The sequence below is a fragment of the Anaerolentibacter hominis genome (assembly GCF_032380675.1).
GTDB lineage: Bacteria > Bacillota > Clostridia > Lachnospirales > Lachnospiraceae > Anaerolentibacter > Anaerolentibacter hominis.
The window spans coordinates 1,597,795-1,621,075 of record NZ_JAWDIX010000001.1 but is presented as its reverse complement, the minus strand read 5'-3'; the positions used below and the strand labels follow the sequence as shown (position 1 = coordinate 1,621,075).

17 protein-coding genes and 1 tRNA gene are annotated in these 23,281 nt (G+C 48.6%); 14 read left to right on the top strand and 4 right to left on the bottom strand.

Annotated elements, in window-relative coordinates; genetic code table 11:
* Window positions 1-55 precede the first annotated feature (55 nt).
* The 3 genes from ABCW47_RS07485 (at window position 56) to ABCW47_RS07475 (ending at window position 3,379) form a co-directional block, all read left to right on the top strand.
* Window positions 56-1,975 carry a TRAP transporter permease gene (locus ABCW47_RS07485; protein ID WP_343209229.1) on the top strand — a complete coding sequence of 640 codons (1,920 nt, stop codon included), beginning with the start codon at window positions 56-58 and terminating at the stop codon, window positions 1,973-1,975.
* A 74-nt stretch (window positions 1,976-2,049) separates the two neighbouring features.
* The gene (locus ABCW47_RS07480; protein ID WP_343209228.1) at window positions 2,050-3,021 is read left to right on the top strand and encodes a recombinase family protein; all 972 of its coding nucleotides are present in this window, start codon (window positions 2,050-2,052) and stop codon (window positions 3,019-3,021) included.
* A gap of 7 nt (window positions 3,022-3,028) precedes the next feature.
* Window positions 3,029-3,379 carry a sigma-70 family RNA polymerase sigma factor gene (locus ABCW47_RS07475; RefSeq protein ID WP_343209227.1) on the top strand — a complete coding sequence of 117 codons (351 nt, stop codon included), beginning with the start codon at window positions 3,029-3,031 and terminating at the stop codon, window positions 3,377-3,379.
* Window positions 3,380-3,546: 167 nt separating this feature from the next.
* Here the strand turns inward: ABCW47_RS07475 and ABCW47_RS07470 are convergent, their stop codons facing one another.
* Window positions 3,547-4,818, bottom strand: a complete 1,272-nt coding sequence (locus tag ABCW47_RS07470) for a peptidoglycan-binding protein (RefSeq protein WP_343209226.1) — start codon at window positions 4,816-4,818, stop codon at window positions 3,547-3,549.
* Between the two features lie 386 nt (window positions 4,819-5,204).
* Here ABCW47_RS07470 and ABCW47_RS07465 point away from each other — a divergent pair, with 386 nt between their 5' ends.
* The 5 genes from ABCW47_RS07465 to ABCW47_RS07445 all read left to right on the top strand — a co-directional run bounded on the left by ABCW47_RS07465 (window position 5,205) and on the right by ABCW47_RS07445 (window position 11,201).
* The gene (locus ABCW47_RS07465) at window positions 5,205-6,314 is read left to right on the top strand and encodes a carbamoyl phosphate synthase small subunit (RefSeq protein WP_343209225.1); all 1,110 of its coding nucleotides are present in this window, start codon (window positions 5,205-5,207) and stop codon (window positions 6,312-6,314) included.
* Complete coding sequence (gene carB, locus ABCW47_RS07460; protein WP_343209224.1) at window positions 6,307-9,501, top strand: carbamoyl-phosphate synthase large subunit; 3,195 nt, start codon at window positions 6,307-6,309, stop codon at window positions 9,499-9,501. The genes ABCW47_RS07465 and carB overlap by 8 nt, the downstream gene beginning before the upstream one ends.
* Before the next feature lie 162 nt (window positions 9,502-9,663).
* On the top strand, window positions 9,664-10,335 hold the full coding sequence (locus ABCW47_RS07455) for an HAD hydrolase-like protein (protein WP_343209223.1): 672 nt from the start codon (window positions 9,664-9,666) through the stop codon (window positions 10,333-10,335).
* A gap of 87 nt (window positions 10,336-10,422) precedes the next feature.
* Window positions 10,423-10,506 (top strand) — tRNA-Leu (locus ABCW47_RS07450).
* A gap of 266 nt (window positions 10,507-10,772) precedes the next feature.
* Window positions 10,773-11,201 carry an HIT family protein gene (locus ABCW47_RS07445; protein WP_343209222.1) on the top strand — a complete coding sequence of 143 codons (429 nt, stop codon included), beginning with the start codon at window positions 10,773-10,775 and terminating at the stop codon, window positions 11,199-11,201.
* Window positions 11,202-11,268: 67 nt separating this feature from the next.
* Here the strand turns inward: ABCW47_RS07445 and ABCW47_RS07440 are convergent, their stop codons facing one another.
* Together ABCW47_RS07440 and ABCW47_RS07435 are read right to left on the bottom strand one after the other, a co-directional pair.
* Complete coding sequence (locus ABCW47_RS07440) at window positions 11,269-12,699, bottom strand: MATE family efflux transporter (RefSeq protein ID WP_343209221.1); 1,431 nt, start codon at window positions 12,697-12,699, stop codon at window positions 11,269-11,271.
* Between the two features lie 14 nt (window positions 12,700-12,713).
* Complete coding sequence (locus tag ABCW47_RS07435) at window positions 12,714-13,634, bottom strand: LysR family transcriptional regulator (RefSeq protein ID WP_343209220.1); 921 nt, start codon at window positions 13,632-13,634, stop codon at window positions 12,714-12,716.
* Window positions 13,635-13,860: 226 nt separating this feature from the next.
* On the opposite strand from ABCW47_RS07435, the gene ABCW47_RS07430 reads away from it, so the two are divergent.
* From ABCW47_RS07430 to ABCW47_RS07415, 4 genes are all read left to right on the top strand, one after another.
* Window positions 13,861-15,003, top strand: a complete 1,143-nt coding sequence (locus tag ABCW47_RS07430; protein ID WP_343209219.1) for a hypothetical protein — start codon at window positions 13,861-13,863, stop codon at window positions 15,001-15,003.
* Window positions 15,004-15,227: 224 nt separating this feature from the next.
* Entirely contained in the window at window positions 15,228-18,983 is a 3,756-nt protein-coding gene (locus tag ABCW47_RS07425) for a phosphoribosylformylglycinamidine synthase (protein ID WP_343209615.1), read from the top strand.
* Window positions 18,984-19,289: 306 nt separating this feature from the next.
* Window positions 19,290-19,670, top strand: a complete 381-nt coding sequence (locus tag ABCW47_RS07420; RefSeq protein ID WP_343209218.1) for an ArsR/SmtB family transcription factor — start codon at window positions 19,290-19,292, stop codon at window positions 19,668-19,670.
* A gap of 17 nt (window positions 19,671-19,687) precedes the next feature.
* Window positions 19,688-20,239 (top strand): DJ-1 family glyoxalase III, encoded by a 552-nt coding sequence (locus tag ABCW47_RS07415; protein ID WP_343209217.1) that lies wholly within the window; start codon window positions 19,688-19,690, stop codon window positions 20,237-20,239.
* Between the two features lie 63 nt (window positions 20,240-20,302).
* Here the strand turns inward: ABCW47_RS07415 and ABCW47_RS07410 are convergent, their stop codons facing one another.
* A complete protein-coding gene (locus tag ABCW47_RS07410; RefSeq protein ID WP_343209216.1) occupies window positions 20,303-21,583 on the bottom strand; it encodes an alanine/glycine:cation symporter family protein in 1,281 nt (426 codons plus the stop codon).
* Window positions 21,584-21,797: 214 nt separating this feature from the next.
* Here ABCW47_RS07410 and ABCW47_RS07405 point away from each other — a divergent pair, with 214 nt between their 5' ends.
* Together ABCW47_RS07405 and ABCW47_RS07400 are read left to right on the top strand one after the other, a co-directional pair.
* Entirely contained in the window at window positions 21,798-22,643 is an 846-nt protein-coding gene (locus tag ABCW47_RS07405) for an N-acetylmuramoyl-L-alanine amidase (protein ID WP_343209215.1), read from the top strand.
* Window positions 22,644-22,668: 25 nt separating this feature from the next.
* Window positions 22,669-23,124: a GNAT family N-acetyltransferase gene (locus ABCW47_RS07400; RefSeq protein ID WP_343209214.1), complete on the top strand. Its 456-nt coding sequence runs from the start codon at window positions 22,669-22,671 to the stop codon at window positions 23,122-23,124.
* Window positions 23,125-23,281 lie beyond the last annotated feature (157 nt).

Below are 23,281 nucleotides of genomic sequence, written 5' to 3'. Positions count from 1 at the left end.
GGCGAATTTCTTCGCCCAACGAATGTCAGAGTCAGATAAAGAGAGGAAGAGCATTTTGAAGAAACATCGTGTCACGGAAAAGGTTATACGGGAGGAAGAGAGCAGGGATCTGATTGCCGAATTTGACCGGGAGGCAAATATCAGACACTTTACAGGAGCGCCGGCGCTGCTGGTCAGGGCGCTGCTGATCTCTTTTACGGTCTATGTGTTCTGGATTACATTGATCGCATCTCCCGGGGAGCAGGTCAGAAGGGCTTCCTTCCTGGCCTATCTGATTTTTATCACTTTTATGATATATCCGGTCAGACGGCGTCAGGCCAGGCGAATCAACCATGTGCCCTGGTATGATCTGATCTTTGCCTGTGTCGGCGCAGGTTCCTTTTTATACTATATCCTAAACTTTGAAACCATTACGGACCGGGCGGTTCGCATCAGTCCTCTGGACATGCTCATAGCCCTGGCAGGACTTCTGCTGCTGATTGAGGCATGCCGGAGGGTGGCGGGAATACCTATCCTGATCGTGGCAGGAGGGTTTGTGGTCTATGCCTTTGCAAGAGGCTTTACATTCCGCAGGGTGATTCATCAGCTATTTTATACGACAGACGGGATACTTGGAACTCCGCTGGGAGTCTGTGCAACCTTTATCGTACTGTTTATTTTTCTGGGCGCCTTTCTGGAGAAAACAGGAATCGGCAGCTTCTTCGTGGACCTGGCCAACTCGGTGGCCGGATTTGCCTCAGGCGGACCTGCAAAGGTTGCGGTTATTTCCAGCGCCCTGCAGGGAATCTATTCCGGCAGCTCGGTGGCCAATACAGTGGGCAGCGGCAGTGTGACTATACCGGTTATGAAACAGGCGGGATACCGGCCGGAATTTGCGGCGGCGGTGGAGGCGGCAGCATCCACAGGCGGTCAGATTATGCCCCCTATTATGGGAGCAGCGGCATTCCTGATGGCGGAGATGACGGATCTGCCCTACAGCCGGATAGCGCTGGCCGCCATACTTCCGGCTATCCTGTATTTTACAGGCATTTTTCTGATGATCCATTTCGAGGCAAAGAAGTTAGGCTTAAGGGGCCTTGCCAGGGAGGATATTCCTCACTTCGGCAGACTGTTTCTGAGGCGGGGCTATCTTTTCCTGCCTATCCTGGTTCTGGTTGTGCTGATGAGCATGGGAAAGACCTCCGCCTATGCGGCCTGTTATGCCATCCTGACGGCGGTCATTGTGAGCATGTTCCGCAAAGACACCAGGTTAAATCTTACCACCTTCTCCCAGGCTCTGGAAAACGGTGCGAAAAACACAGTGGGCGTGGCAGTTGCCTGCTCGGTTTCCGGCGTGATCATCGGAATCGTAACGATGACCGGACTGGGGCAGGATCTGATCAAAGTGCTATTATCAGTTGCCAATAACAGTCTGCTTCTAGCCCTTTTCATGACGATGATCGCCTGTATTATTATTGGCATGGGCGTACCGACCACTGCTAATTATGTGATTATGGCCACCATTACCGCACCGATTGTAATTAAGATGGGGGTACCCGCACTGGCAGCCCATATGTTTGTCTTTTATTTTGGAATTGTGGCAGATATTACGCCGCCGGTGGCACTGGCCGCTTATGCGGGTTCGGCAATTGCAGGCTCCAATCCGCTGAAAACAGGGCTGACCGCAACCAGGCTGGCGATTACGGCGTTTATCATTCCTTATATGTTTGCCTTAAACCCAGCTATGCTGCTGATTGATACCACACCTCTTGAGATCGCACAGATTGCTGTCACATCTCTGATTGGAATCTTCGGGGTTTCCGCGGGTATGGAGGGGTATATGCTCCGTACAATGAACATGCTGGAGAGGCTTAGTGTGACTGTGGGAGGGCTGCTTCTCATTGAACCGAAACTTGTGACCGACCTGACCGGAGTATCTCTGGTGGCCCTGGGTGTTATCTCACAGATTGTGAAAAGGAGAAAAAATCCTGTCTAATATCTTATCCGGCGACTTGGTACATCCTGTTTCCAATATATATAGAAAGAAGAAACATTCAGGATGGATCTTATATGATTGCAATTTATTCCAGAAAATCCAAGTTTACCGGAAAGGGCGAAAGCATCGGCAACCAGATTGAACTGTGCAGAAATTATATTTTCAATCATCAGATGGCTGAATCAGAACAGGAGCTTCTGCTATATGAGGATGAAGGGTTTTCAGGGAAAAATTTGAACCGGCCTATGTTCGCCCGGATGATGGAGGAGGCCAAAAACGGCAGGCTCCAGGCTATTGTCTGCTATCGTCTGGACCGGATCAGCAGAAACATCGGGGATTTTGCCGTTCTGATCGAACAGCTTGGACGATGGAAGGTGGATTTTGTTTCGATCAGAGAGCAGTTTGACACGTCTTCCGCCCTGGGAAGGGCCATGATGTACATCGCCTCTGTGTTTTCACAGCTGGAGCGGGAAACAATCGCCGAGCGTATCAGGGATAATATGCTGGAGCTGGCGAAGACCGGGCGATGGCTTGGAGGTGTAACGCCGACCGGCTATGAAGCCTATCAGGCGGAGGAGACAGACGGGGAAGGACGGGTCCGGAAATCCTGCCATCTGAGGATAAAACCAGAGGAAGCGAAGCTGGTAAGAAAAATATACCGGCTGTACATAAAGCACGGTACTCTGGCAGGGACGGAGCGGGAACTTGCCAGTCTTGGGCTGTGCAGTAAAAATGGAAAGCCATTTACGAAGGTCACGGTTAAAAATATACTGTCCAATCCCGTTTATCTGATTGCGGATGAGGCGGCGTACAACTATTTCATACATAACGGAGTCACCATCTATGGAGATTATTACGACTTCGACGGCGTTCACGGCATAATGGCATATAACAGGACGCTTCAGAAAACCGGGCGGGGAAATACGCTTCGCCGGCCGCAGGAGTGGATTCTGGCTGTGGGAAGACACGAGGGATTGATTCATGGACAGGAATGGTTCCAGGTGCAGGAGTGCCTTAAGACTGCCGGGCGTAAGAATAGCAAATGAATTGCTTATGATGTTTCGTGCCGGAAAAAAGCAGGCAAAAGATGTCTATCTTTATGAGCCCATTGGGGCGGATAAGGAAGGCAATGAGATCAGTCTCCTGGACATCATCGAATCATTGGATGAGGACATTGTAGATTCTCTGTCATTGAAAGAAAATGTCACATCTCTGTATCAGTTTATCGACAAGGTGCTGACCAGGAGAGAGAAAGAGATTATCGTCCTGCGTTATGGACTGTTCCGGCAGGAGGCGGTAACACAGAGAGAGATTGCGGATATGATGGGAATCAGCAGAAGCTATGTGAGCCGGATCGAGAAAAAAGCACTCTATAAACTAAAGCAGAGCTTTAAGAAAGCCTGATGGCAGGACTATTTCAGAGATGGATCAAACTCCTCTGGAATAGTCTTGTTTTCGTTCCAGGGGAGGATATATGTGGATCGGGAAGCGGTTGTACCTGCTCCGCCTGAGGGGCCGCTGCAAAAAGCAGCAGCCATATCGAAGCGGGAACTGCATAGGCGATAAACACTCTAATACAATTCTGCAATTCTGGTTACAGCTACATAGATCTCAGAAATCTTGTACCAGGTGGCATAGTCTGTCACACCGGTCTGGGGGAGCTTGAAGACTTTCTGAAAGGCCCGGACTGCATCCGCCGTAGCCGGTCCGTAGATGCCGTCAGCCGTGATTTTTGGAATGGCGGTATAGGTATCGGAGATGCGGTTTAACTGTTCCTGCATCTGGCGGACCTTGTCGCCGGTGGAACCGATGGTCAGATCCTCTCTGGGCCAAGAGGCAGGGACACCGGAGATCGTTTCTGAATAGTTGGCATAGATGGAATCCCCATAGTAATACTTCAGAATATCAATTGCGGCATAACCCTCATCGCCCAGATACTTAGAGCCCCACTGGCTCATCCAGTTCGGGCAGGAAACCCTGCGGCCGTCACAATACTGCGTCAGGATAGGCTGGCTTACGCCGGGCCGGGACAGATAATCGGCAAAAATATTGTCTACAATCCGGTCTATGGTGTCATAAATCGTCCTGTTGGGCATCCACTTGTGATCGAACGCGGTGGAACTGGTGATGGTGAAATCATAGCCGCGGTTACGGTACCATTCTGTATAAACCCGGTTTAAGGTAAAGGACTGGATCGCCATGATATTGGCCTTGATTGTCTCTTCCGGCCAGGTGGAGTAAATCTCACTGGAAGCTACATTTTTAATATAATCCCGGTAACGGACATAATAATTCTGGGCGGACGAATCAGTAGGGGGTCCGTCATGTACAACTACAAATTCCGGTATGACAACACGGCTTAAAACAATTTCACCGGTTTCATCTACGGTTTTAATTTCTGACTCCGCAATTTTAGGAGGATAATCACCAAAAAGCGTATGAGGAGGAATCACATACAGCTCGCTGTCCGAGGCGATGGCAGGAGCCATGGGCAGCAGAGCCACTCTCTGGAGGCCGATGACACTGGCAAATATCTGGGCGCCGGAGATGGTAAGCGGTTCAAAGCCCGGTGCCTCAATCGTTACAGTATATTCGGAATAGGGCTGGTTGACAGAAGGACTCAAGCTGTAGTCCACCGGAGGTGCGGCGAGTTCAACCTGTTCCGTCTGTCCGTTGGAATCGGTGGTAATCTGTTCCAGAATCTGATCCGGCTGGGAGATCTCGGCAATAGTAACAGTTGCATCGGCGATCGGGCTGTTGTCTGTCATGGAAATGACGTCTACTTCCAGCTGGCCGGAAGATTCCGTACCGACCTGAGCCGGATAAATACGGGTTGCATCCATAAAAAATCTCATTTCTGGTATTTTATTACTATTAGGATATGATTCAGGGAAAAAGAAGTTTCCTTTCTGATTTGTATATCAAAACGTTGCTGTGTGCCTGGGGTGCTTTGAAACCTGGATACTTCATATAATTAAGAAAAATGGCAGGCAGACATTGGTAATGAAACATGTTGAAATATTCCTTGTTTTTCAAAATTTTTTATGATACAATCTTAACAATTTGGGCATAGGTAAGAAAAAGAAGGGGGTTGAGAGTCGCTTGCTTGTTTTGTTAAGCGGACCATCCCCTTCTTTTTTGAGCTTATTTCAGTTTTCGTTATGCTGCCCAGGCAAACGAAACGAACTTTGAAGGACAGGAGCATGAACGCTTCAGAATGGAGGATTTTATGAAGGCTTTTCTGATACTGGAAGATGGAACGGTTTTCAATGGAAGAAGCATTGGCGCACAGAAAGAAATTGTCAGCGAGATTGTGTTTAATACTTCCATGACCGGCTATCTTGAGGTTTTAACCGATCCGAGCTATGCAGGACAGGCAGTATGTATGACCTATCCCCTGATTGGAAATTACGGTATCTGCCGGGAGGATATGGAATCATACCGGGCCTGGCCGGATGGTTTCATTGTCAGAGAGCTGTCCAGAATGCCGAGTAATTTCCGAAGCGAAGACAGTATCGGGAAGTTTCTGACAGAGCAGGATATAGCCGGGATATGCGGAATTGATACAAGGGCACTGACTAAGATTCTCCGGGAAAAGGGTACTATGAACGGAATGATCACGGTGGATGAAGCTTATAATATGGAAGAAGTCCTGAAAAAACTTCACGCCTACACCACCGGTAAGGTGGTCGAACGGGTCAGCTGTACGCAGAAGAAAACCTATGGTCCGGAGGATTTTCAGATGGAGGGAATCAAGGACCGGGGACTTTCCGTGGCATTGATGGATTTTGGACTGAAAAGAAATATTGTGCGCTGTCTGATCAAAAGAGGCTGCCGTGTGACGGTATTTCCTGCCCTTACCCCGGCATCCGAGATGATTGCGGGCAGATATGATGGAATTATGCTATCCAATGGCCCGGGGGACCCCAAAGAATGTACCTCGATTATCGCAGAGTTGAGAGAGCTGTATCAGACCGATATACCCATATTTGCGATCTGCCTCGGACATCAGCTGATGGCGCTGGCAAGCGGTTTTGATACGGAGAAAATGAAGTACGGCCACAGAGGGGCCAACCATCCGGTGAAGGATCTGGATACCGGCCGCGTCTATATTTCCACGCAGAATCATGGATACATGGTAAAAATGGACAGCCTTGACCCGGCGAAAGCGAAAGCAAGCTTTGTCAATGTCAACGATGGAACGAATGAAGGTCTTGCGTATATAGGTAAGAATATATATACCGTGCAGTTTCATCCGGAGGCCAGTGCGGGGCCGAAGGATTCAGAGGTCCTGTTTGATCGTTTCATTCACATGATGGAGGTGAAGAAGAATGCCTAGAAGGAAGGAAATTCAGAAAGTGCTGGTGATCGGTTCCGGCCCGATTATCATTGGGCAGGCGGCGGAGTTCGACTACGCCGGTACTCAGGCCTGCCGTTCCCTGAAGGAAGAGGGGATTGAGGTTGTACTGATCAATTCCAATCCTGCCACTATCATGACGGATAAGGACATTGCGGATAAAGTATATATTGAACCGCTCACGGTAGAAGTAGTGGAGAAGCTGATTCTGAAAGAAAAGCCTGACAGTGTGCTGCCCACTCTGGGAGGGCAGGCAGCCCTTAATATTGCCATGGAACTGGAGGAAGCAGGCTTTCTGCGGAGCAATCATGTGAGGCTGATCGGCACAACCGCCGAGACGATCCGAAAAGCGGAGGACCGGCAGGAATTTAAAGCGGCTATGGAGAAAATCGGGGAGCCGGTGGCTGCCAGTACTGTTGTAACTACTGTGGAGGAAGCGCTGGATTTTGCAAGGACCATCGGTTATCCGGTTGTGGTCCGCCCAGCCTACACCCTGGGCGGCAGCGGCGGCGGAATCGCCGGGGACGAAGAACAGCTGCAGGATATCTGCTCGAATGGGCTGCGCCTGAGCCGCGTGGGACAATGTCTGATCGAACGCTGCATCGCAGGCTGGAAAGAGATCGAGTATGAGGTGATGCGGGACAGCGCCGGGAACTGCATTACCGTCTGCAATATGGAGAATATTGACCCGGTGGGCGTGCACACGGGCGACAGCATTGTGGTTGCCCCCAGCCAGACTTTGGGGGACAAAGAATATCAGATGCTGCGCAGTTCTGCGATGAATATCATTTCGGAGCTGAATATTACCGGCGGCTGTAATGTCCAGTATGCCTTACATCCAGAATCTTTTGAATATTGTGTCATTGAAGTAAATCCCAGGGTCAGCCGTTCCTCAGCCCTGGCATCCAAGGCAACCGGATATCCGATTGCAAAGGTGGCCGCCAAGATAGCCCTGGGCTATACGCTGGATGAAATTAAAAATGCCATTACAGGCAAGACGTATGCAAGCTTTGAGCCGGCTCTTGACTATGTGGTTGTAAAAATACCCAAATGGCCCTTTGACAAATTTATCATGGCGAAGAGAACGCTGACCACCCAGATGAAAGCAACCGGTGAGGTGATGAGCATTTGCACCAGTTTTGAGGGAGCGCTCATGAAGGCGGTCCGTTCTCTGGAGCAGAACATATACAGCCTGGATTACGGCGGTTACTCCGGCATATCGGATGAGAAGCTGCACGATTATCTATACCGGATCGACGACAGAAGACTGTTTGTCATCGCGGAAGCGCTCCGCAGGGGGACATCCCTCGAAACGATACACGCCATTACCATGATCGACGAATGGTTTCTGGATAAGATTGCCGTTCTGGTGGAGATGGAGCAGCGGTTAAAGAAGGAACCGCTGACGATAGAACTGCTGAAAGAGGCCAAGAGGCTGGAATATCCGGACCGGGTGATTGCCGGGTATACTGGGAAATCAGAGCGGGACATAAGGGCAATGAGACTGGAGAACGGCATTGTTGCTTCTTATAAAATGGTGGATACCTGTGCGGCGGAATTTGCCGCAAGCACCCCGTATTATTATTCCTGCTTTGACGGGGAGTGTGAAGCCAGACGGAACGAGGAAAAGAAAAAAGTCCTGGTGCTGGGTTCTGGTCCCATCCGGATCGGACAGGGGATTGAATTTGACTATTGTTCAGTACACTGCACCTGGTCTCTGAAACGAAGCGGATATGAAACAATCATTGTCAATAATAACCCGGAGACGGTGAGTACAGACTTTGATATCGCGGATAAGCTGTATTTTGAACCGCTCACACCGGAAGACGTGGAATCCATCGTGGATCTGGAGAAGCCGGACGGGGCCGTGGTACAGTTCGGCGGACAGACGGCGATCAAACTGACAGAAGCACTTCTGAAAATGGGCGTGAAGATCCTGGGAACCTCTGCGGAGAACGTGGACGCAGCCGAGGACCGTGAACGGTTTGATGAGATACTGGAGCAGTGCTGTATTCCAAGGCCGGCGGGAAAGACAGTATTTACTGCGGAGGAAGCCATAGCGGCAGCAAAAGAGCTGGGATATCCGGTCCTGGTGCGTCCCTCTTATGTGCTGGGCGGACAGGGAATGCAGATTGCCATCTCGGACGATGATATCCGGGAATTTATGGAGATTATTAATTTGAATGTACAGGAGCATCCTATTCTGGTCGATAAGTATCTGATGGGCCTGGAAGTAGAAGTGGATGCAGTCTGTGACGGGGAAGAGATTTTGATTCCGGGCATTATGGAGCATGTGGAGCGGGCTGGTATCCACTCCGGCGACAGTATATCTGTGTATCCCGCCCAGAGTCTGACGCCCCGGATTCAGAGGGTGATTGAAACCTATACCAGGAGTCTGGCAAGAGCACTTCATGTGGTGGGACTTATTAATATACAGTTTATTGTCTATGAGGATGAGGTCTACGTCATCGAGGTAAATCCCAGGTCTTCCAGAACGGTGCCCTATATCAGCAAGGTAACCGGTATACCCATTGTAGATCTGGCCTCCAGGGCTATCCTGGGCGGGAAAATAAAGGATATGGGCTATGATCCCGGCCTCCAGCCTGTATCTAGGTATATAGCGATCAAGATGCCGGTATTCTCATTTGAAAAACTTCGGGGAGCAGAGATTTCTCTGGGACCGGAAATGAAGTCTACCGGTGAATGCCTGGGTATCTCGGAGAACTTTAATGAGGCGCTTTATAAAGCATTCCTGGGAGCGGGGATCAAACTGCCGAAGCATAAAAAGATGATTATTACGGTGAAGGATGCGGACAAACCGGAGGCCGTGGAGGTGGGAAGGCGGTTTGAAGCTCTGGGCTATGAAATATACGCCACAAGAAGTACGGCCAGGGTCCTGAAAGAAAATGGGGTCCATGCTGTTCCGGTTAATAAAATCGAACAGGATTCCCCCAACCTGATGGATTTGCTCCTGGGACATGAAATTGATCTGGTCATTGATACCCCCACACAGGGAAGAGACAAATCCAGGGACGGCTTCCTGATCCGCCGTGTTTCCATAGAGACGGGAGTGACATGCCTGACTTCCCTGGATACGGCAAACGCGCTGCTGACCAGTCTGGAGACAGATGCTTCCGACATTACCCTGGTGGATATTGCCCAACTATAAATACAGATATAATATAGAAGAATTTCAGTGGATAATAGGAGGATGCCGCCGCGGCGGCATCCTTTCTGCTATCTTTTTGTTGCCTCAGGCGGCTTTTGTGGTGTATACTTAAAATCATGTAAAGCCTGTAAGGCTTATTATTACGAATAGCGGAGATAGAATATGGGGACAAGCAAGAAGCAATATGATTATATTTTATTTGACCTGGACGGCACAATCTGTGATTCCGGAGCGGGAATTGCCAAGGCGATGCAGTTTGCGCTGAAGGAGAAGGGGGTAGTCATTGATGATTACAAGGAGCTGTATCAATATGCGGGTCCGCCTCTGGAAGAGTCTTTCCCCGAGGCAGCGCCCCACTTTTCAGAGGAAGATATCACGGATGCCATACGGTTATACAGAGAGTATTATGACCGGCAGGGATGGAAAGAGAACAAGCTGTATCCTCTGGCGGACTGGTGTCTTTCCAATCTGAGGGTGGAGGGATTTATCCTGGCCACGGCCAGCAGCAAGCCCACCAAATTTGTCCAGAGAATCGCGGACTATTTTCAGATTTCCAGTTATTTTCATCATATCCTGGGCGGGAACCTGGAGACAAACCGTTTAAAGAAAGCGGAAGTAGTGGCGGACACGCTGGCTATGTTCGATGACATTCCGGAGCTTGACAAGGTGGTCCTGGTCGGCGACAGAAAGCACGATGTGGAAGGCGGACATCTGATCGGTATTGATGTTATCGGCGTTACCTTCGGTTACGGCGGAAGAGAAGAACTGGAAGAATACGGCGCTGACTATATCGTAGATTCCTATGAAGAACTGCTTGATCTGCTAATTGGTTAAATTGTGCATGTAATTTGGAAAAAAATATAATTTTTTGCGTTCAGGGTGTTGACATTTGCATGTCTTAATGTTAGTATAATTAAGCACGCAGGAATGGCGGAATTGGCAGACGCGCACGGTTCAGGTCCGTGTGATAGCAATATCATGAGGGTTCAAGTCCCTTTTCCTGCACTTTATAGAAAAAATAGTCTTCTTTCATAGAAGGCTATTTTTTTTGTTGTAAAGATAGTGACCGGAGCGCATAAGGCCGCAGGCCTTATCCAGTGCGCGAAGTGTACATCCCCCCGGAGGGGTACCATAACGTTTTTAGTTATGGTATAATATAGGAACCGGAATACCGGAAATGTCAGCGTTGAAAGAAAAAAAGAAGAATGGAGGCCATGCAATGCTGTCATTCTTTCAACAGAAAACAAAAGCAAAATGCATGGAAGAAAAATATGAAAGATCCAAACTGCGGATATTGTGTAAAGGGAGAAGCGGTAACCTGGGCGCTGCCCATCTGTGAACTGAAAACGGGTATTGTTTATCTGTTCAAAGAGCAGAGTAAATACGGCAGATGTGTGCTGGCTCACCATGAGCACGTGGGAGAATTTATTGAGCTTTCCGATGAAGAGAGAAATGATTTTTTTAATGATCTGGCTATCGTATCCAGAGCAATACATAAGGTATACCATCCGGATAAGGTGAATTATGGTGCATATGGCGATACCGGCCATCATCTTCACTTCCATCTGGTTCCTAAGTATAAGGACAAAGATGAGTGGGGCGGCGTATTCCAGATGTTCCCGGATAAATATTATCCGTCCGAGGAAGAATATGCAAAGATGATTGCTGACTTAAAGGCTGCGATCGAAGAGCAGCTGTAACAGATAGGGGTAAACGGACGATAAAAAGGGACCGGTTCAAATGAACGGGTCCCTTTCCTGTGAGAAATTATAAAGCGGCTTTTGCCGTAATGGCGCCCGGTTCCTCCGAACCTGGACTTACCGCCTCACATTCTGCTTTTACCTTCTTCATAAATTTACTGAATACAATATAGGTGACAACGACGGAAATCGTATTGGAAACCGGTTCTGCCATAAACACGCCATATACGCCGAAAATAAGGGTAAAGATAAGCGCGAAGGGCGCTCCCAGCAATACCTTCCGGAAAATGCCGAAGAAGAAGGAGTATTTCGTATTGCCCATCGCGATAAACATGTTCTGGTTGACCATCTGCATGCCGATTACGAAGTTCATACAGAAATAGAGCCGAATTGTCGTGTGGCACAATCCGATCAACACCGTGTCGGAAGTAAACAGCCTGGCCACCTGTCCGGGAAACAGCAGCATAATGCCGGAGAGCACCGTGGCACACACGATGGAACAGACCCTGGCATAGTTAATCGCCTTGTGCAGCCGTTTATAATTTTTCGCCCCGTAACAGTAACCCACAATCGGCTGGGCACCCTGTACAATTCCCTTCAAAGGCATGAAAAACACCTGGTTTAAGCTGCTGATAATCGCCAGAGCTCCTATGTAAGCATCCCCGGTTGGAATATCCGGCGCGCCCAGACGCAGAAGCCAGATAAAATAAATCTGAATCAGGCTTTCATTGATGCTGAATATGAATGTGGAGACTCCCAGGGAACAGATCGCCTTTACATTTTTCAGTGTGACAATCAGATCGGACCATTTGAGTTTAATCGTAATCTTTTTCGAAAAGTTCAGGGAATACAATACCCAGAGAGCCGATATCGTCTGAGCGATTACAGAGGCCAGTGCGGCGCCTGCAATTCCCATGTGGAACACATAGATAAAAATCGGGTCCAGGATAATATTGACGACGGCGCCGATTGCGATTGTCATTGTACCCAGAAAGGTAAGTCCCTGTGCATTCAGAAACGAATTCATACCCAGGCTGATCATAACGGGAATCGTACCAATCAGGTAGATTCTCAGATAGGATACGGCGTAGGGCAGCGAGTCCGGACTTGCGCCAAATAAAACCATAATTGGTTCACAGAATACAATACCAATCACAGTGATAGCAGCGCCGATCATCAGCAGCAGTGTCAGAGAATTTCCTTCCAGTTTCCCTGCGGTCTCTTTATCGCCCGCCCCCATGCGAATGGACAAAAGCGGAGCGCCGCCCATGCCGATCAGATTGCTGAACGCGGTTATCATCATGATAACAGGCAGCGTAAGGCCGAGTCCGGTCAGTGAGATGCTGCCTACTCCCGGCATCTGGCCGATGTAGATGCGGTCCACGATATTGTAGAGCGCGTTTACGATCTGCGCGATGGTAATCGGCGCGGCCAGTCTAAGCAGCAGCGGCAGTATCTTCCCCTTCGATAATTGTTCTTCCATCGTTGATTTGTTCATTTCAAGCTACCCTCCTAAAGCTTTACTTCTTCCGGCTCCGGATATTCGGAACCTTCCCCCTTTAATGTATGAATGAAGGCTTTGACAGCCGTTGATAATGGAACATGGTCCGCGCTTGCGACCACCAGCTTGCGTTTTGGGAGATTAGCGGAGGTGGAGAGTACGGAAAGATCCTCTTCCCTGCCGTTGATACAGAAATCCGGCACGAACGCAATCCCAAGGCCAATTCTTGCCAGGTCAATCAAAAGATCATTGCTGCTCAGCTCCACAGAGGGAACCAGCTCCAGCTGATGCTGGAGGAACAGGTTATATAAAAATTCACTGGTCGTAGAATTCTTTTCCAGCATTAATATCGGATAGCGCTGCAGCTCTTCCAGCGTAAGGGACGGTTTCAGATCGGGAAAGGCCTTTTTGCTGGCGATAAATACGTCGGAGAATTCATGGATCACTTCAATATTCTTAATCCGGTTCAGCTTCACATTCGGTGAATTTACAATGATAAAGTCTACCTGATTATTTTCCAGCAGATCCACACACTGAAATGAAGTTCCATTGGTAACTTTTATCATTACATTCGGATGTTTCTTATGAAATTCATTCAGATAGGGGACAAGAAAATAACGGCAGATCGTATCACTGGCTCCGATGCGGATCTGTCCCGCATTCAGGCTTCCCGATTCCAGAATCTGCTTTTCGCCCCGGTGAATCAGCTGAATGGCCGGTTCAATATGGCGCAGCAGGATTTCTCCTTCTGTCGTCAGACGGACCTTTTTGGTGCTGCGCACAAATAAAGCCTGTCCTAACCGCTTTTCCAGCAGCTTTACAGACTGGCTTACCGCGGACTGGGATATAAACAATTCCTTGGCAGCTTCAGAAAAACTGAGGGTTTTCGCCACACAGTAAAAGACTTTATAGAGCTCAAAATTAATATCCATATGATTACCTTCTGACTTATAAGTGTTATTAATCATTCTTATTAATAGTAGCATATCCATAATAAGAAGGCAAACAATTTGCGTACATTTTGTGAAATTATATTGTTGTCCTTGACTTATAAAGAAAATTGTTTAAAATAGAAATAGTGAATTTGACTTCTCTTTTGCCGGAAGCCGCGGAAGATGGCGGACAGGCTGTATGGAGAAGGGATGGAGGAAGTATAAAGTGAACAGAATGAAGAAAGTAGTTGCGCTTTTTATGGCGCTGATTTTATGTACGGGGGCTTTGACCGGCTGCAGTTCTTCCGGTACACCAGCTGAAAAAGTAGCAGTAACGATCAATGGTACAGATCTTTATCTGGATGAGATGATGTATTACATCTATATTCAGGAAGATTCCTATGGCATGTATGATCAGATGTATCAGGCGCTTTATGGATTTTCTTTCTGGGATGCCAGCACAGACGGTGTGACACCGAATGCCACTCTTGTTAAGCACGAGATTGTTACGATGGCTGCATGGTATACTATTCTGTCTCAGAAGGCGGCGGAGTACGGTGCCGAGCTGGATGAAGAGACCAAGACCAAGATTGCGGAAGATGCTAAGATTTTAATTGACGGACTGACCGACAAGCAGAAAGAGACCACAGGCATGACCGTGGAATCGGTAGAGAAGGTTCTCACCAAGATCAAGCTTGCGGAAGCATGTTATCTTAAGATAGTAGAGGGCTATGGTCTGAACAGAGACGATTATAAAGCCCAGGTAAATAAAGAGGATTTCAGACAGTATGATATCGAGTACGTTATGGCAAACTTTGAGACTCAGGACGATGACGGCAATGATACTGTTTTAAGCGAAGAAGAACAGAATGCTCTGAAGGAGAAAGTGGATTCTCTGAAAGAGAAAGCCGAGAAAGGCGACGACCTGGAGGAACTGACAGAATCCCTTGGCGAGGATTCCATTAAGTATTATACAGTAAGTTTTCTGGCCAATGAAATCAGCGGAAATGAATTTTATGAGGTTTCTTCCAAGCTGAAAAATGACGATGTAACAACCTATTCCGGGGATAAGAACTATTATCTGGTCCGTATGAAAAATGATAATTCCGATGAGGGATATGAAAACGAAGTGACCAAATTGTTCCACGATGCCCAGAACGTGAAATTTGAAGAAGAATTTAAGACAGTCGCTGAAAATTGCGAGATTAAGACCAGCCGTTATAATTGGGATAAGCTGACAATCGGTTATCTGACCAAGGATACAGAGACGGATACTGCGGATGATACCAATGATACAACGGATGATTCCGGTGAAAATACCGACAGTGGCGATTCCGGAGAGAACGGCCAGGATGAAACACAGGATTAATCGGAACAAGATAATATAGGAAAAGGACATCCAGGCTTGGATGTCCTTTTATCATATAAGGAACAAAACAAACCGCACGATACTAATTAGAACAGCTAATTAACACGTTAAAATATATTAATTTTAATAATCAGTATCTCTGTGTTAGACTGAAATCAAATGGAATCGAAGGCGAAGTCAGGCAATATGCCTGTGAAAGACGGGAGGAAATCATTTTGAGTATGATTTATGGCGTAAAACGTATTTATGTAGAAAAGAAGCCGGATTATGCAGTTGCGGCTAAGGAACTGCTGGAGGAATTAAAAAGCTATCTGGATATACGCGGGCTTAAAGACGTCCGTATCCTGATTCGCTATGATATGGAACATTTGAGAGAAGAAACCGTTAATACCGCTCTGACAACCGTATTTTCCGAACCGCCGGTTGATCTGCTGTATGAGGAACGTTTTCCCTATGGAGAATCAGACCGGATCTTTTCTGTCGAGTACCTGCCCGGACAATTTGATCAGAGAGCAGACTCTGCGGAGCAGTGTTTGAAGCTCTTAAATGAAAAGGAAGAACCGATTATCCGGTCAGCCGTCACATATGTATTTTCCGGGGATATATCAGAAGAAGAATTTGACCGGATGAAAGCATATTGCATCAATCCTGTGGACTCCAGAGAAACCGATGAGATAAAGCCGGAAACCCTTCATATCTCCTTCCAGGAACCGGACGATGTGAAGATAATGACCGGGTTTTGCACCATGCCGGAGGCTGAATTTAAGTCTCTTTATGACAGCCTGAATCTGGCAATGACATTTGCCGATTTTAAACATATCCGGAGCTATTTCAGTTCAGAAGAAAAAAGAGATCCATCCATGACGGAAATCCGGGTTCTGGACACCTACTGGTCCGACCACTGCCGTCATACGACATTTTTAACGGAGTTAAAGGATGTACGCTTTGAAGAAGGCTACTACCGGACACCTATCGAAAAATCCTATCAGGAATATCTCTCCAACCGGGAGGAACTCTATAAAGACCGGCCGGATAAATTCGTGTCCCTGATGGATGTGGCCCTGATGGCCATGAAGAAACTGAAAGCGGACGGCAGACTGGAGGATATGGAGGAGTCGGATGAAATCAATGCCTGCTCTATCGTGGTGCCTGTGGAAATTGACGGCGTGACAGAAGAGTGGCTTGTTTTCTTTAAAAATGAAACCCACAATCATCCTACCGAGATCGAACCCTTCGGCGGGGCGGCTACCTGTCTTGGCGGAGCGATACGTGATCCTCTCTCCGGCAGAGGTTATGTTTATCAGGCCATGCGTGTCACCGGCGCCGCAGATCCGACCGCGTCTCTGAAAGATACCTTAAAGGGCAAACTGCCTCAGAGAAAAATTACGACGGGTGCAGCCAAGGGCTACAGCTCCTACGGCAACCAAATCGGCCTTGCCACCGGTCTGGTAAATGAAGTATACCATCCTAATTATGTGGCAAAGCGAATGGAAATCGGCGCGGTCATGGGCGCGGCGCCCAGAAAAAATGTGATCCGGGAGACCTCAGATCCGGGGGATATTATTATACTCCTGGGCGGCAGGACAGGCCGGGACGGCTGCGGCGGAGCAACCGGCTCATCCAAGGCACATACCGAGGCATCCATTGATACGTGCGGGGCTGAGGTACAAAAGGGAAATGCGCCGACGGAACGGAAAATCCAGAGATTGTTCCGCAGGGAAGAAGTCAGCCGCATCATTAAAAAATGCAATGATTTCGGTGCAGGCGGCGTTTCCGTCGCCATCGGAGAACTGGCGGACGGCCTGGTGATTGATCTGGATCAGGTCCCGAAAAAATATGCGGGTCTGGACGGCACAGAACTGGCTATATCAGAGTCCCAGGAGAGAATGGCTGTCGTTGTTGATCCGTCTGATGTGGATAAAATGCTGGCTTATGCGGAATCGGAAAATCTGGAGGCGGTGGTAGCTGCCCATGTAACGGAAGAACCGCGTCTGGTTATGAAATGGAGAGGGAAGGAGATCGTTAATGTATCAAGGGCATTCCTGGATACCAACGGCGCTCATCAGGAAACCAATGTAACTGTTTCCATGCCTTCGAAGGATGATAACTATTTTAACAAAAATGCAGAAGTAACAAATCTGAAGCAGAAATGGCTGGATACGCTGAAAGATTTAAATGTGTGTTCCCAGAAGGGACTGGTTGAAATGTTCGACAGTTCCATCGGCGCCGGAACCGTGACGATGCCTTATGGCGGACGGTATCAGCTGACTCCGGTTCAGACGATGACGGCAAAGCTGCCTGTGCTTCGGGGAAAATGTGATACGGTTACCATGATGAGCTATGGATTCGACCCATATCTGTGCTCCTGGAGTCCATACCATGGGGCTGCCTACTCGGTTCTGGCTTCGGTAGCCAAGATCGTTGCGGCAGGTGGAGACTATAAAAAGATCCGTTTTACGTTCCAGGAATATTTTAAACGCCTGGGTGACGATGCAAAGCGCTGGGGCGAGCCGCTGGCGGCCCTTTTGGGAGCCTATGATGCGCAGCTTCGCCTGGGACTTGCCTCCATCGGCGGCAAGGACAGTATGTCCGGCAGTTTTAACGATATTGACGTGCCGCCTACTCTGGTATCTTTTGCGGTGGATGTGGCCAAGACGGATCATGTTGTCAGCCCGGAATTTAAGAAGGCGGGCAGCAGGATTGTTAAATTCAGCGCTCTGAGAGATGCCTATGATCTTCCGGATTATCCGGCGATGATGAATTTATATGATAAAATATCGGATCTGCTGAGAAGAAAAGTACTGATCTCTGCCTATGCGGTGGGAATCGGCGGTGTCTGCGAGGCAGTGAGCAAGATGGCATTCGGCAATAAGCTGGGAGTGAATCTGTGTGCCGGATTAGAGGCAGAGAGCCTGTTTGCACCGGAATACGGAGCTGTGATTGCTGAGGTGGGAGAAAATGACCTGGCTCAGATCAATGCAGACTACCAGGTGATCGGAGAGGTAACCGAAGCGAGCCGGTTTGTCTGCGGAGACTGTGAAATCTCCATGGAAGAGGCACTGTCAGCCTGGACCCAGACCATCGAAAAGGTGTTCCCAACCCGTTCCGGTGTAAAAGAAGAGACCTTTGAGACAAAGCTGTTTGATGCAAAGACTGTCTATACGGCTAAACATAAAATTGCCAGACCCAGGGTATTTGTTCCTGTATTCCCGGGTACAAACTGTGAGTATGACACCCAGAGGGCGTTTGAAGCGGCCGGCGCCGATGTCGATATTGTTGTGTTTAAAAACCTGACGGAGCAGAATATTCTGGATTCGGTGGAAGCTTTTGAAAAGGCAATCTCTCAGGCGCAGATCCTCATGTTCCCAGGCGGCTTTTCCGCCGGTGACGAACCGGATGGGTCCGGTAAATTCATCGCAACAGCGTTCCGGAATGAGCGCCTGAAGGAGGCAGTTGACAAACTGCTGCTTGAGCGGGATGGACTGGCTCTTGGAATCTGCAATGGCTTCCAGGCGCTGATTAAGCTGGGGCTGGTGCCTTATGGCAAGATTACCCCTCAGAAGGCGGATTCACCCACCTTAACGACCAATCATATCGGACGCCATATATCCAAGTCGGTCTATACAAAAGTAGTGACCAATAAATCCCCGTGGCTGATGAAAGCAGAACTGGGAGGCGTCTATGCGATTCCGGCCTCTCATGGGGAAGGGCGGTTTGTCGCAAGCAGGGAGTGGATCGAGAAGCTCTTTGCCAACGGCCAGGTGGCAACTCAATATGTGGACCTGTCCGGCAGCCCGACGATGAACGAAGACTTCAACCCGAACGGTTCTTACTGTGCCATCGAAGGTATCACCAGCCCTGACGGCAGGGTGCTGGGTAAAATGGCACATTCGGAGAGAAGAGGGGACGGCGTGGCTATTAACATCTATGGCAACCAGAACCAGATGATATTTGAATCCGGTGTTTCTTATTTTAAATAAAGCCTCCGGCGGATTGCAGAGCCGCACAGATGTATTATGTCATGCAAAGCATGACGTGCGGCTCGCAGCAAGTACGCCGAGGCGTACTTGAACAAGGGATACGGCCAAGCCGTATCCCTTTCATATCGGTAATTTCTTCCCCTATATGATAAAACCCTCCGGGGGATCGCATTGCGGCGGAAGGGATGAATTATGCGGATCAGCTCTGGTTGACAAGAAGACTTCTGAATTATAAAATGGAAGAAATGCGAATACATGCAGTACGTGAAGTTGCGGTTAATCCGCAATAGCAAAGGAGATGGTCGGATGATACCACATGATCACGGACAAAATCTGGAAGAATTAATTGATATTATGCCTGGGGAAGACTCGTTTATTGCGGCTTCGGACTTATTTACCCAGCTTTGTGACAGTACAAGACTGCGGATATTGTGGCTGCTGTGCCACTGTGAGGAATGTGTGGCTGATATATCGGCGGCTGTTGGAATGAGTGCGCCTGCTGTGTCCCATCACCTGAGAATCCTGAGGCAGACCGGCTTTGTCGTCAACCGGCGGGTGGGCAAGGAAGTGCACTATACGCTGGCGAACACGCCGGAGGCAAGACTGCTGCACAAAATGATTGACGCTGTTTTTGAAATGCAGTGTCCGGGAATGGTACATCCAAAACAGCAGAAACAGGAACTTTAGTGAAAGGTGGAGATGATATGGCGAAAACCTATCTATTTTTAGCGGACGGTTTTGAAGAGATTGAAGGACTGACGGTGGTGGATTTGCTGCGCCGTGCTGGAATTGACATCACGATGGTTTCCATTCAAGGTGATTTGAAGATAACCGGTTCTCATGGAATTGTAGTCCAGGCTGACAAACTGTTTTCCGAGATTGATCCTGAGGATGCGGATATGCTTATATTGCCGGGCGGCCTGCCGGGAACCAATCATCTGGCGGAACACGAGGGGTTGGTAAAAGCACTGAAACAGTTTTATAAAGAGGGCAAGATGCTTGCTGCCATCTGTGCGGCGCCGGGAGTTCTGGGAATGAATCATATTCTGGAAGGAAAAAGAGCAACTTGTTTCCCGGGGCACGAGGAGAAGCTGCTGGGTGCAGAATATACCGGAGAGAAAGTTACGGTGGATAAGAATGTCATCACCGGCCGTGGCATGGGTGCTTCGATGGAGTTCGGACTGGAGATCGTGTCTCATTTTAAAGGAAAGGACGCGGCAGATAAGCTGGCGAAATCCACTCAATTTATTATTTAACAGTAAATAGGAAAGGCGGTGCGGCAAATGTAAATTTGCCATACCGCCTTTTATGTACCAGATCTATAATTTACGGCCCGGATACCGGATCTGCTTTCGCATAAGCAGAAGGGTGAGAAGACCGGGAATCATAAGTAACACATTCAATACATCCGTCAGATTCCAGATTGCTTCCACCGAGAAAGTCCCGCCCAGGAAACAGGCCAGAATAAAGATCAGATGATAGATGGAAACACTTTTTTTGCCAAACAGGAAGTAGGAGGCTTCCTCGCCCAGATAGGACCAGCCCAGCATGGTGGCAAAGGCAAAACCGATCAGGGAGAGAGTGAGTCCTGACGCACCTATGACCGGAATCTGCTCAAAGGCAATGGACGTATAGTCGGAAATTGCGGCCCCGACAAAGTTCTGCGGGGTTTTTAACATACAGGTCAGAATCGCCAGGCCGGTAAGCATGCACAGAACCACGGTATCCCAGAAGGTTGCGGTCATCGTAACAAGGGCCTGATGCTCGGGACGTCTGGCCTGAGCCGTTGCGCTGGTGACAGCCACGGTTCCCAGACCGGCCTCGTTGGTAAAAAGGCCTCTTGCGACTCCATAGCGGAGCGCCTGGGTTACTGCCGCGCCGGCCAGTCCTCCGGCAGCCGAGGAGAAAGAAAATGCGCTGGTGAACATCCATTTGACGGCAGGCACAAAATAGGTTATGTTTTTTAGAAGAAGGACAAGACAACCGCCCAGATAAAACAGGCTTAAAACCGGAATCAGCTTCATGCAGATTTTGCTGATTGATTTAAGACCGCCGATCGTCATAATTCCGATGAGAACCGCCATGGCAAGACTGACAAAATGTTTCGGAAATTTCCATAAATAGGAAGCCGAGGTTATGACGGAATTGGACTGAATCGCGCAGCCCAGTATCAGGGAGGAGCAAAATAAAAAAGCGGCGTAAAGAAACGACGGGACTTTTTTGTGGAGCTGATTTTTCAGGACATACATCGGGCCGCCGTGATATTGACCTGTCTTATCTTTTACCCGGAAGGAAATGCCGAGGAAGCTCTCCGCATAGGTGGTTGCCATGCCGAAGATCCCTGTAAGCCAGCACCAGAAAAGAGCGCCCGGACCGCCCAGGGCGATTGCGGTCGATACACCGATGATATTGCCGGTGCCCAGTGTTGCTGCGAGGATTGTTGTAAGCGCCCCGAAGGGAGTTACGTTACCTGATTCACTGCTGGTATTGCAAAAGCTTAATTTCAGTGCAGACGGAAGCTTGCGCTGTACGATTCCGGATCGGAAGGTAAAATAAATATGTATGGAAAGAAGCAGGATAAGAGGCAGAAAGGCCAGCATAGGACGTCTCCAGAAGTTTTTATTAAATTATGATAAGAATCGGGAGAATAGAACAGACAAGGGAGAGGGAGAGAAAATGGGAAAACATAGTCAGAAGGATTGTACTATTAATAGGAAGAGTTGGAAAAAACAGATTATCTGCGCACTGCTGTTTTTTGGCTGCCGGTCTCTTTCTGCTGCCGGGCAGGAGCCCTGAAACAGCGGCAGCGGAGAAGTGACAATAACTGCCGGCAAAAAAACGATTACTGCAGGGAAATCATTCCGCTTTCAGGCGTCAGCGGGAGAACGTACATCCGATATCACCTGGTCGGTCTCCAATAAGAAAATAGGGACTATCAGTAAAACGGGATTGTTTAAAGCAAAGCGGAAAGGCAGTGTGACAATCGTTGCCGCTTGCGGCGGCCAGACAGCCAAATATAAGGTCAATGTGGTTGGGAAAAAATTGATCGGAATTGATGCCGGTCACCAGTCGAAAGGAAATTCCAAACTGGAGGCTGTTGGGCCGGGAGCTAAATCGAAAAAAGCAAAGGTGGCGGGCGGTACTGCCGGGGTCTATTCCCGCGTTCCGGAATATGAGCTGACACTTGAGATCGCCCTGGAAGTGAAAGAGGAGCTGCTGGACCGGGGCTATGATGTTGTCCTGACACGTTTCAAAAACAATGTGGACATCAGCAATAAAGAGAGAGCGGAGCTCATCAATGACAGCGGTGCTGATATCTGTATCCGGCTGCATGCGGACGGAGCCTCTTCCTCGTCGGCGAAGGGAGCCAGCGCACTGTATCCATCCACGAAAAATAAGTATGTATCAGAGTTGAGCAAAGAGAGCATGAAACTTGGAAAGAGCGTATTGGATGCATATTGCGATGAAACCGGCCGGAGGAACAGAGGACTTGTGGCCAGAGATGATCTGACCGGGACAAATTGGAGCAAGGTACCTGTTATTGTATTGGAGATGGGTTTCATGACCAATAAATCGGATGATACCTATATGCAGACTGAAAAAGGACAGAAAGCTATGGTGAAAGGAATTGCCGACGGCATAGACGATTATTATAAATAAGAAATGAAATGGAACCTGGTGCATTATGAAAATTACAGATGGAAGCGCATATTTAAACGAAATCAGAGGCTTAATAATAGAATATACGAATTCGCTGGAGAGAGACTTGTCTTTTCAGCATTTGACAGAAGAATTAAATGATCTGGAACACAGCTACACCGGTGAGAACGGGAGATTGCTGGCGGCTCTGTCTGATGAAGGAAATGTGGTCGGCTGTGTGGCTCTCCGCAGACATACGGCAGACCGCTGTGAGATGAAGCGGCTGTACGTCACGGCATACAGGCACTTGAATCTTGGCAGGCAGCTTATTGAAAAAATAATCAAATTGGCACGGGAGGATGGCTACCGGGAAATGGTACTGGATACAATCAGACCGCTGAAAAGTGCGATCCGCCTGTATGAGGCCTTTGGGTTTCGGGAAATTGGAGCGTATTACGAGAATCCGATGGATGATGTGATTTATATGGGGCTGGCGCTGTGAGAGGTTTGAAAGCGAGCTTTGTCGAGTGATTATTTGCTGCGAGCCAGGGAATCTCGCAAGCGCTGCGCACTTACTCGATTACGGCTGTCGCCGTATAGATTAAAAACGAAAACCATCGGTATAAAAGCGAGCTTTGTCGAGTGATTATTTGCTACGA

Excerpts from the sequence above, each read along its gene's own strand:
- ABCW47_RS07480 (WP_343209228.1), top strand. The coding sequence starts at position 2,050 with ATGATTGCAATTTATTCCAGAAAATCCAAGTTTACCGGAAAGGGCGAA.
- ABCW47_RS07475 (WP_343209227.1), top strand. The coding sequence starts at position 3,029 with ATGATGTTTCGTGCCGGAAAAAAGCAGGCAAAAGATGTCTATCTTTAT.
- ABCW47_RS07470 (WP_343209226.1), bottom strand. The coding sequence starts at position 4,818 with ATGGATGCAACCCGTATTTATCCGGCTCAGGTCGGTACGGAATCTTCC.
- ABCW47_RS07465 (WP_343209225.1), top strand. The coding sequence starts at position 5,205 with ATGAAGGCTTTTCTGATACTGGAAGATGGAACGGTTTTCAATGGAAGA.
- carB (WP_343209224.1), top strand. The coding sequence starts at position 6,307 with ATGCCTAGAAGGAAGGAAATTCAGAAAGTGCTGGTGATCGGTTCCGGC.
- ABCW47_RS07455 (WP_343209223.1), top strand. The coding sequence starts at position 9,664 with ATGGGGACAAGCAAGAAGCAATATGATTATATTTTATTTGACCTGGAC.
- ABCW47_RS07445 (WP_343209222.1), top strand. The coding sequence starts at position 10,773 with ATGAAAGATCCAAACTGCGGATATTGTGTAAAGGGAGAAGCGGTAACC.
- ABCW47_RS07440 (WP_343209221.1), bottom strand. The coding sequence starts at position 12,699 with ATGAACAAATCAACGATGGAAGAACAATTATCGAAGGGGAAGATACTG.
- ABCW47_RS07435 (WP_343209220.1), bottom strand. The coding sequence starts at position 13,634 with ATGGATATTAATTTTGAGCTCTATAAAGTCTTTTACTGTGTGGCGAAA.
- ABCW47_RS07420 (WP_343209218.1), top strand. The coding sequence starts at position 19,290 with ATGATACCACATGATCACGGACAAAATCTGGAAGAATTAATTGATATT.
- ABCW47_RS07415 (WP_343209217.1), top strand. The coding sequence starts at position 19,688 with ATGGCGAAAACCTATCTATTTTTAGCGGACGGTTTTGAAGAGATTGAA.
- ABCW47_RS07410 (WP_343209216.1), bottom strand. The coding sequence starts at position 21,583 with ATGCTGGCCTTTCTGCCTCTTATCCTGCTTCTTTCCATACATATTTAT.
- ABCW47_RS07400 (WP_343209214.1), top strand. The coding sequence starts at position 22,669 with ATGAAAATTACAGATGGAAGCGCATATTTAAACGAAATCAGAGGCTTA.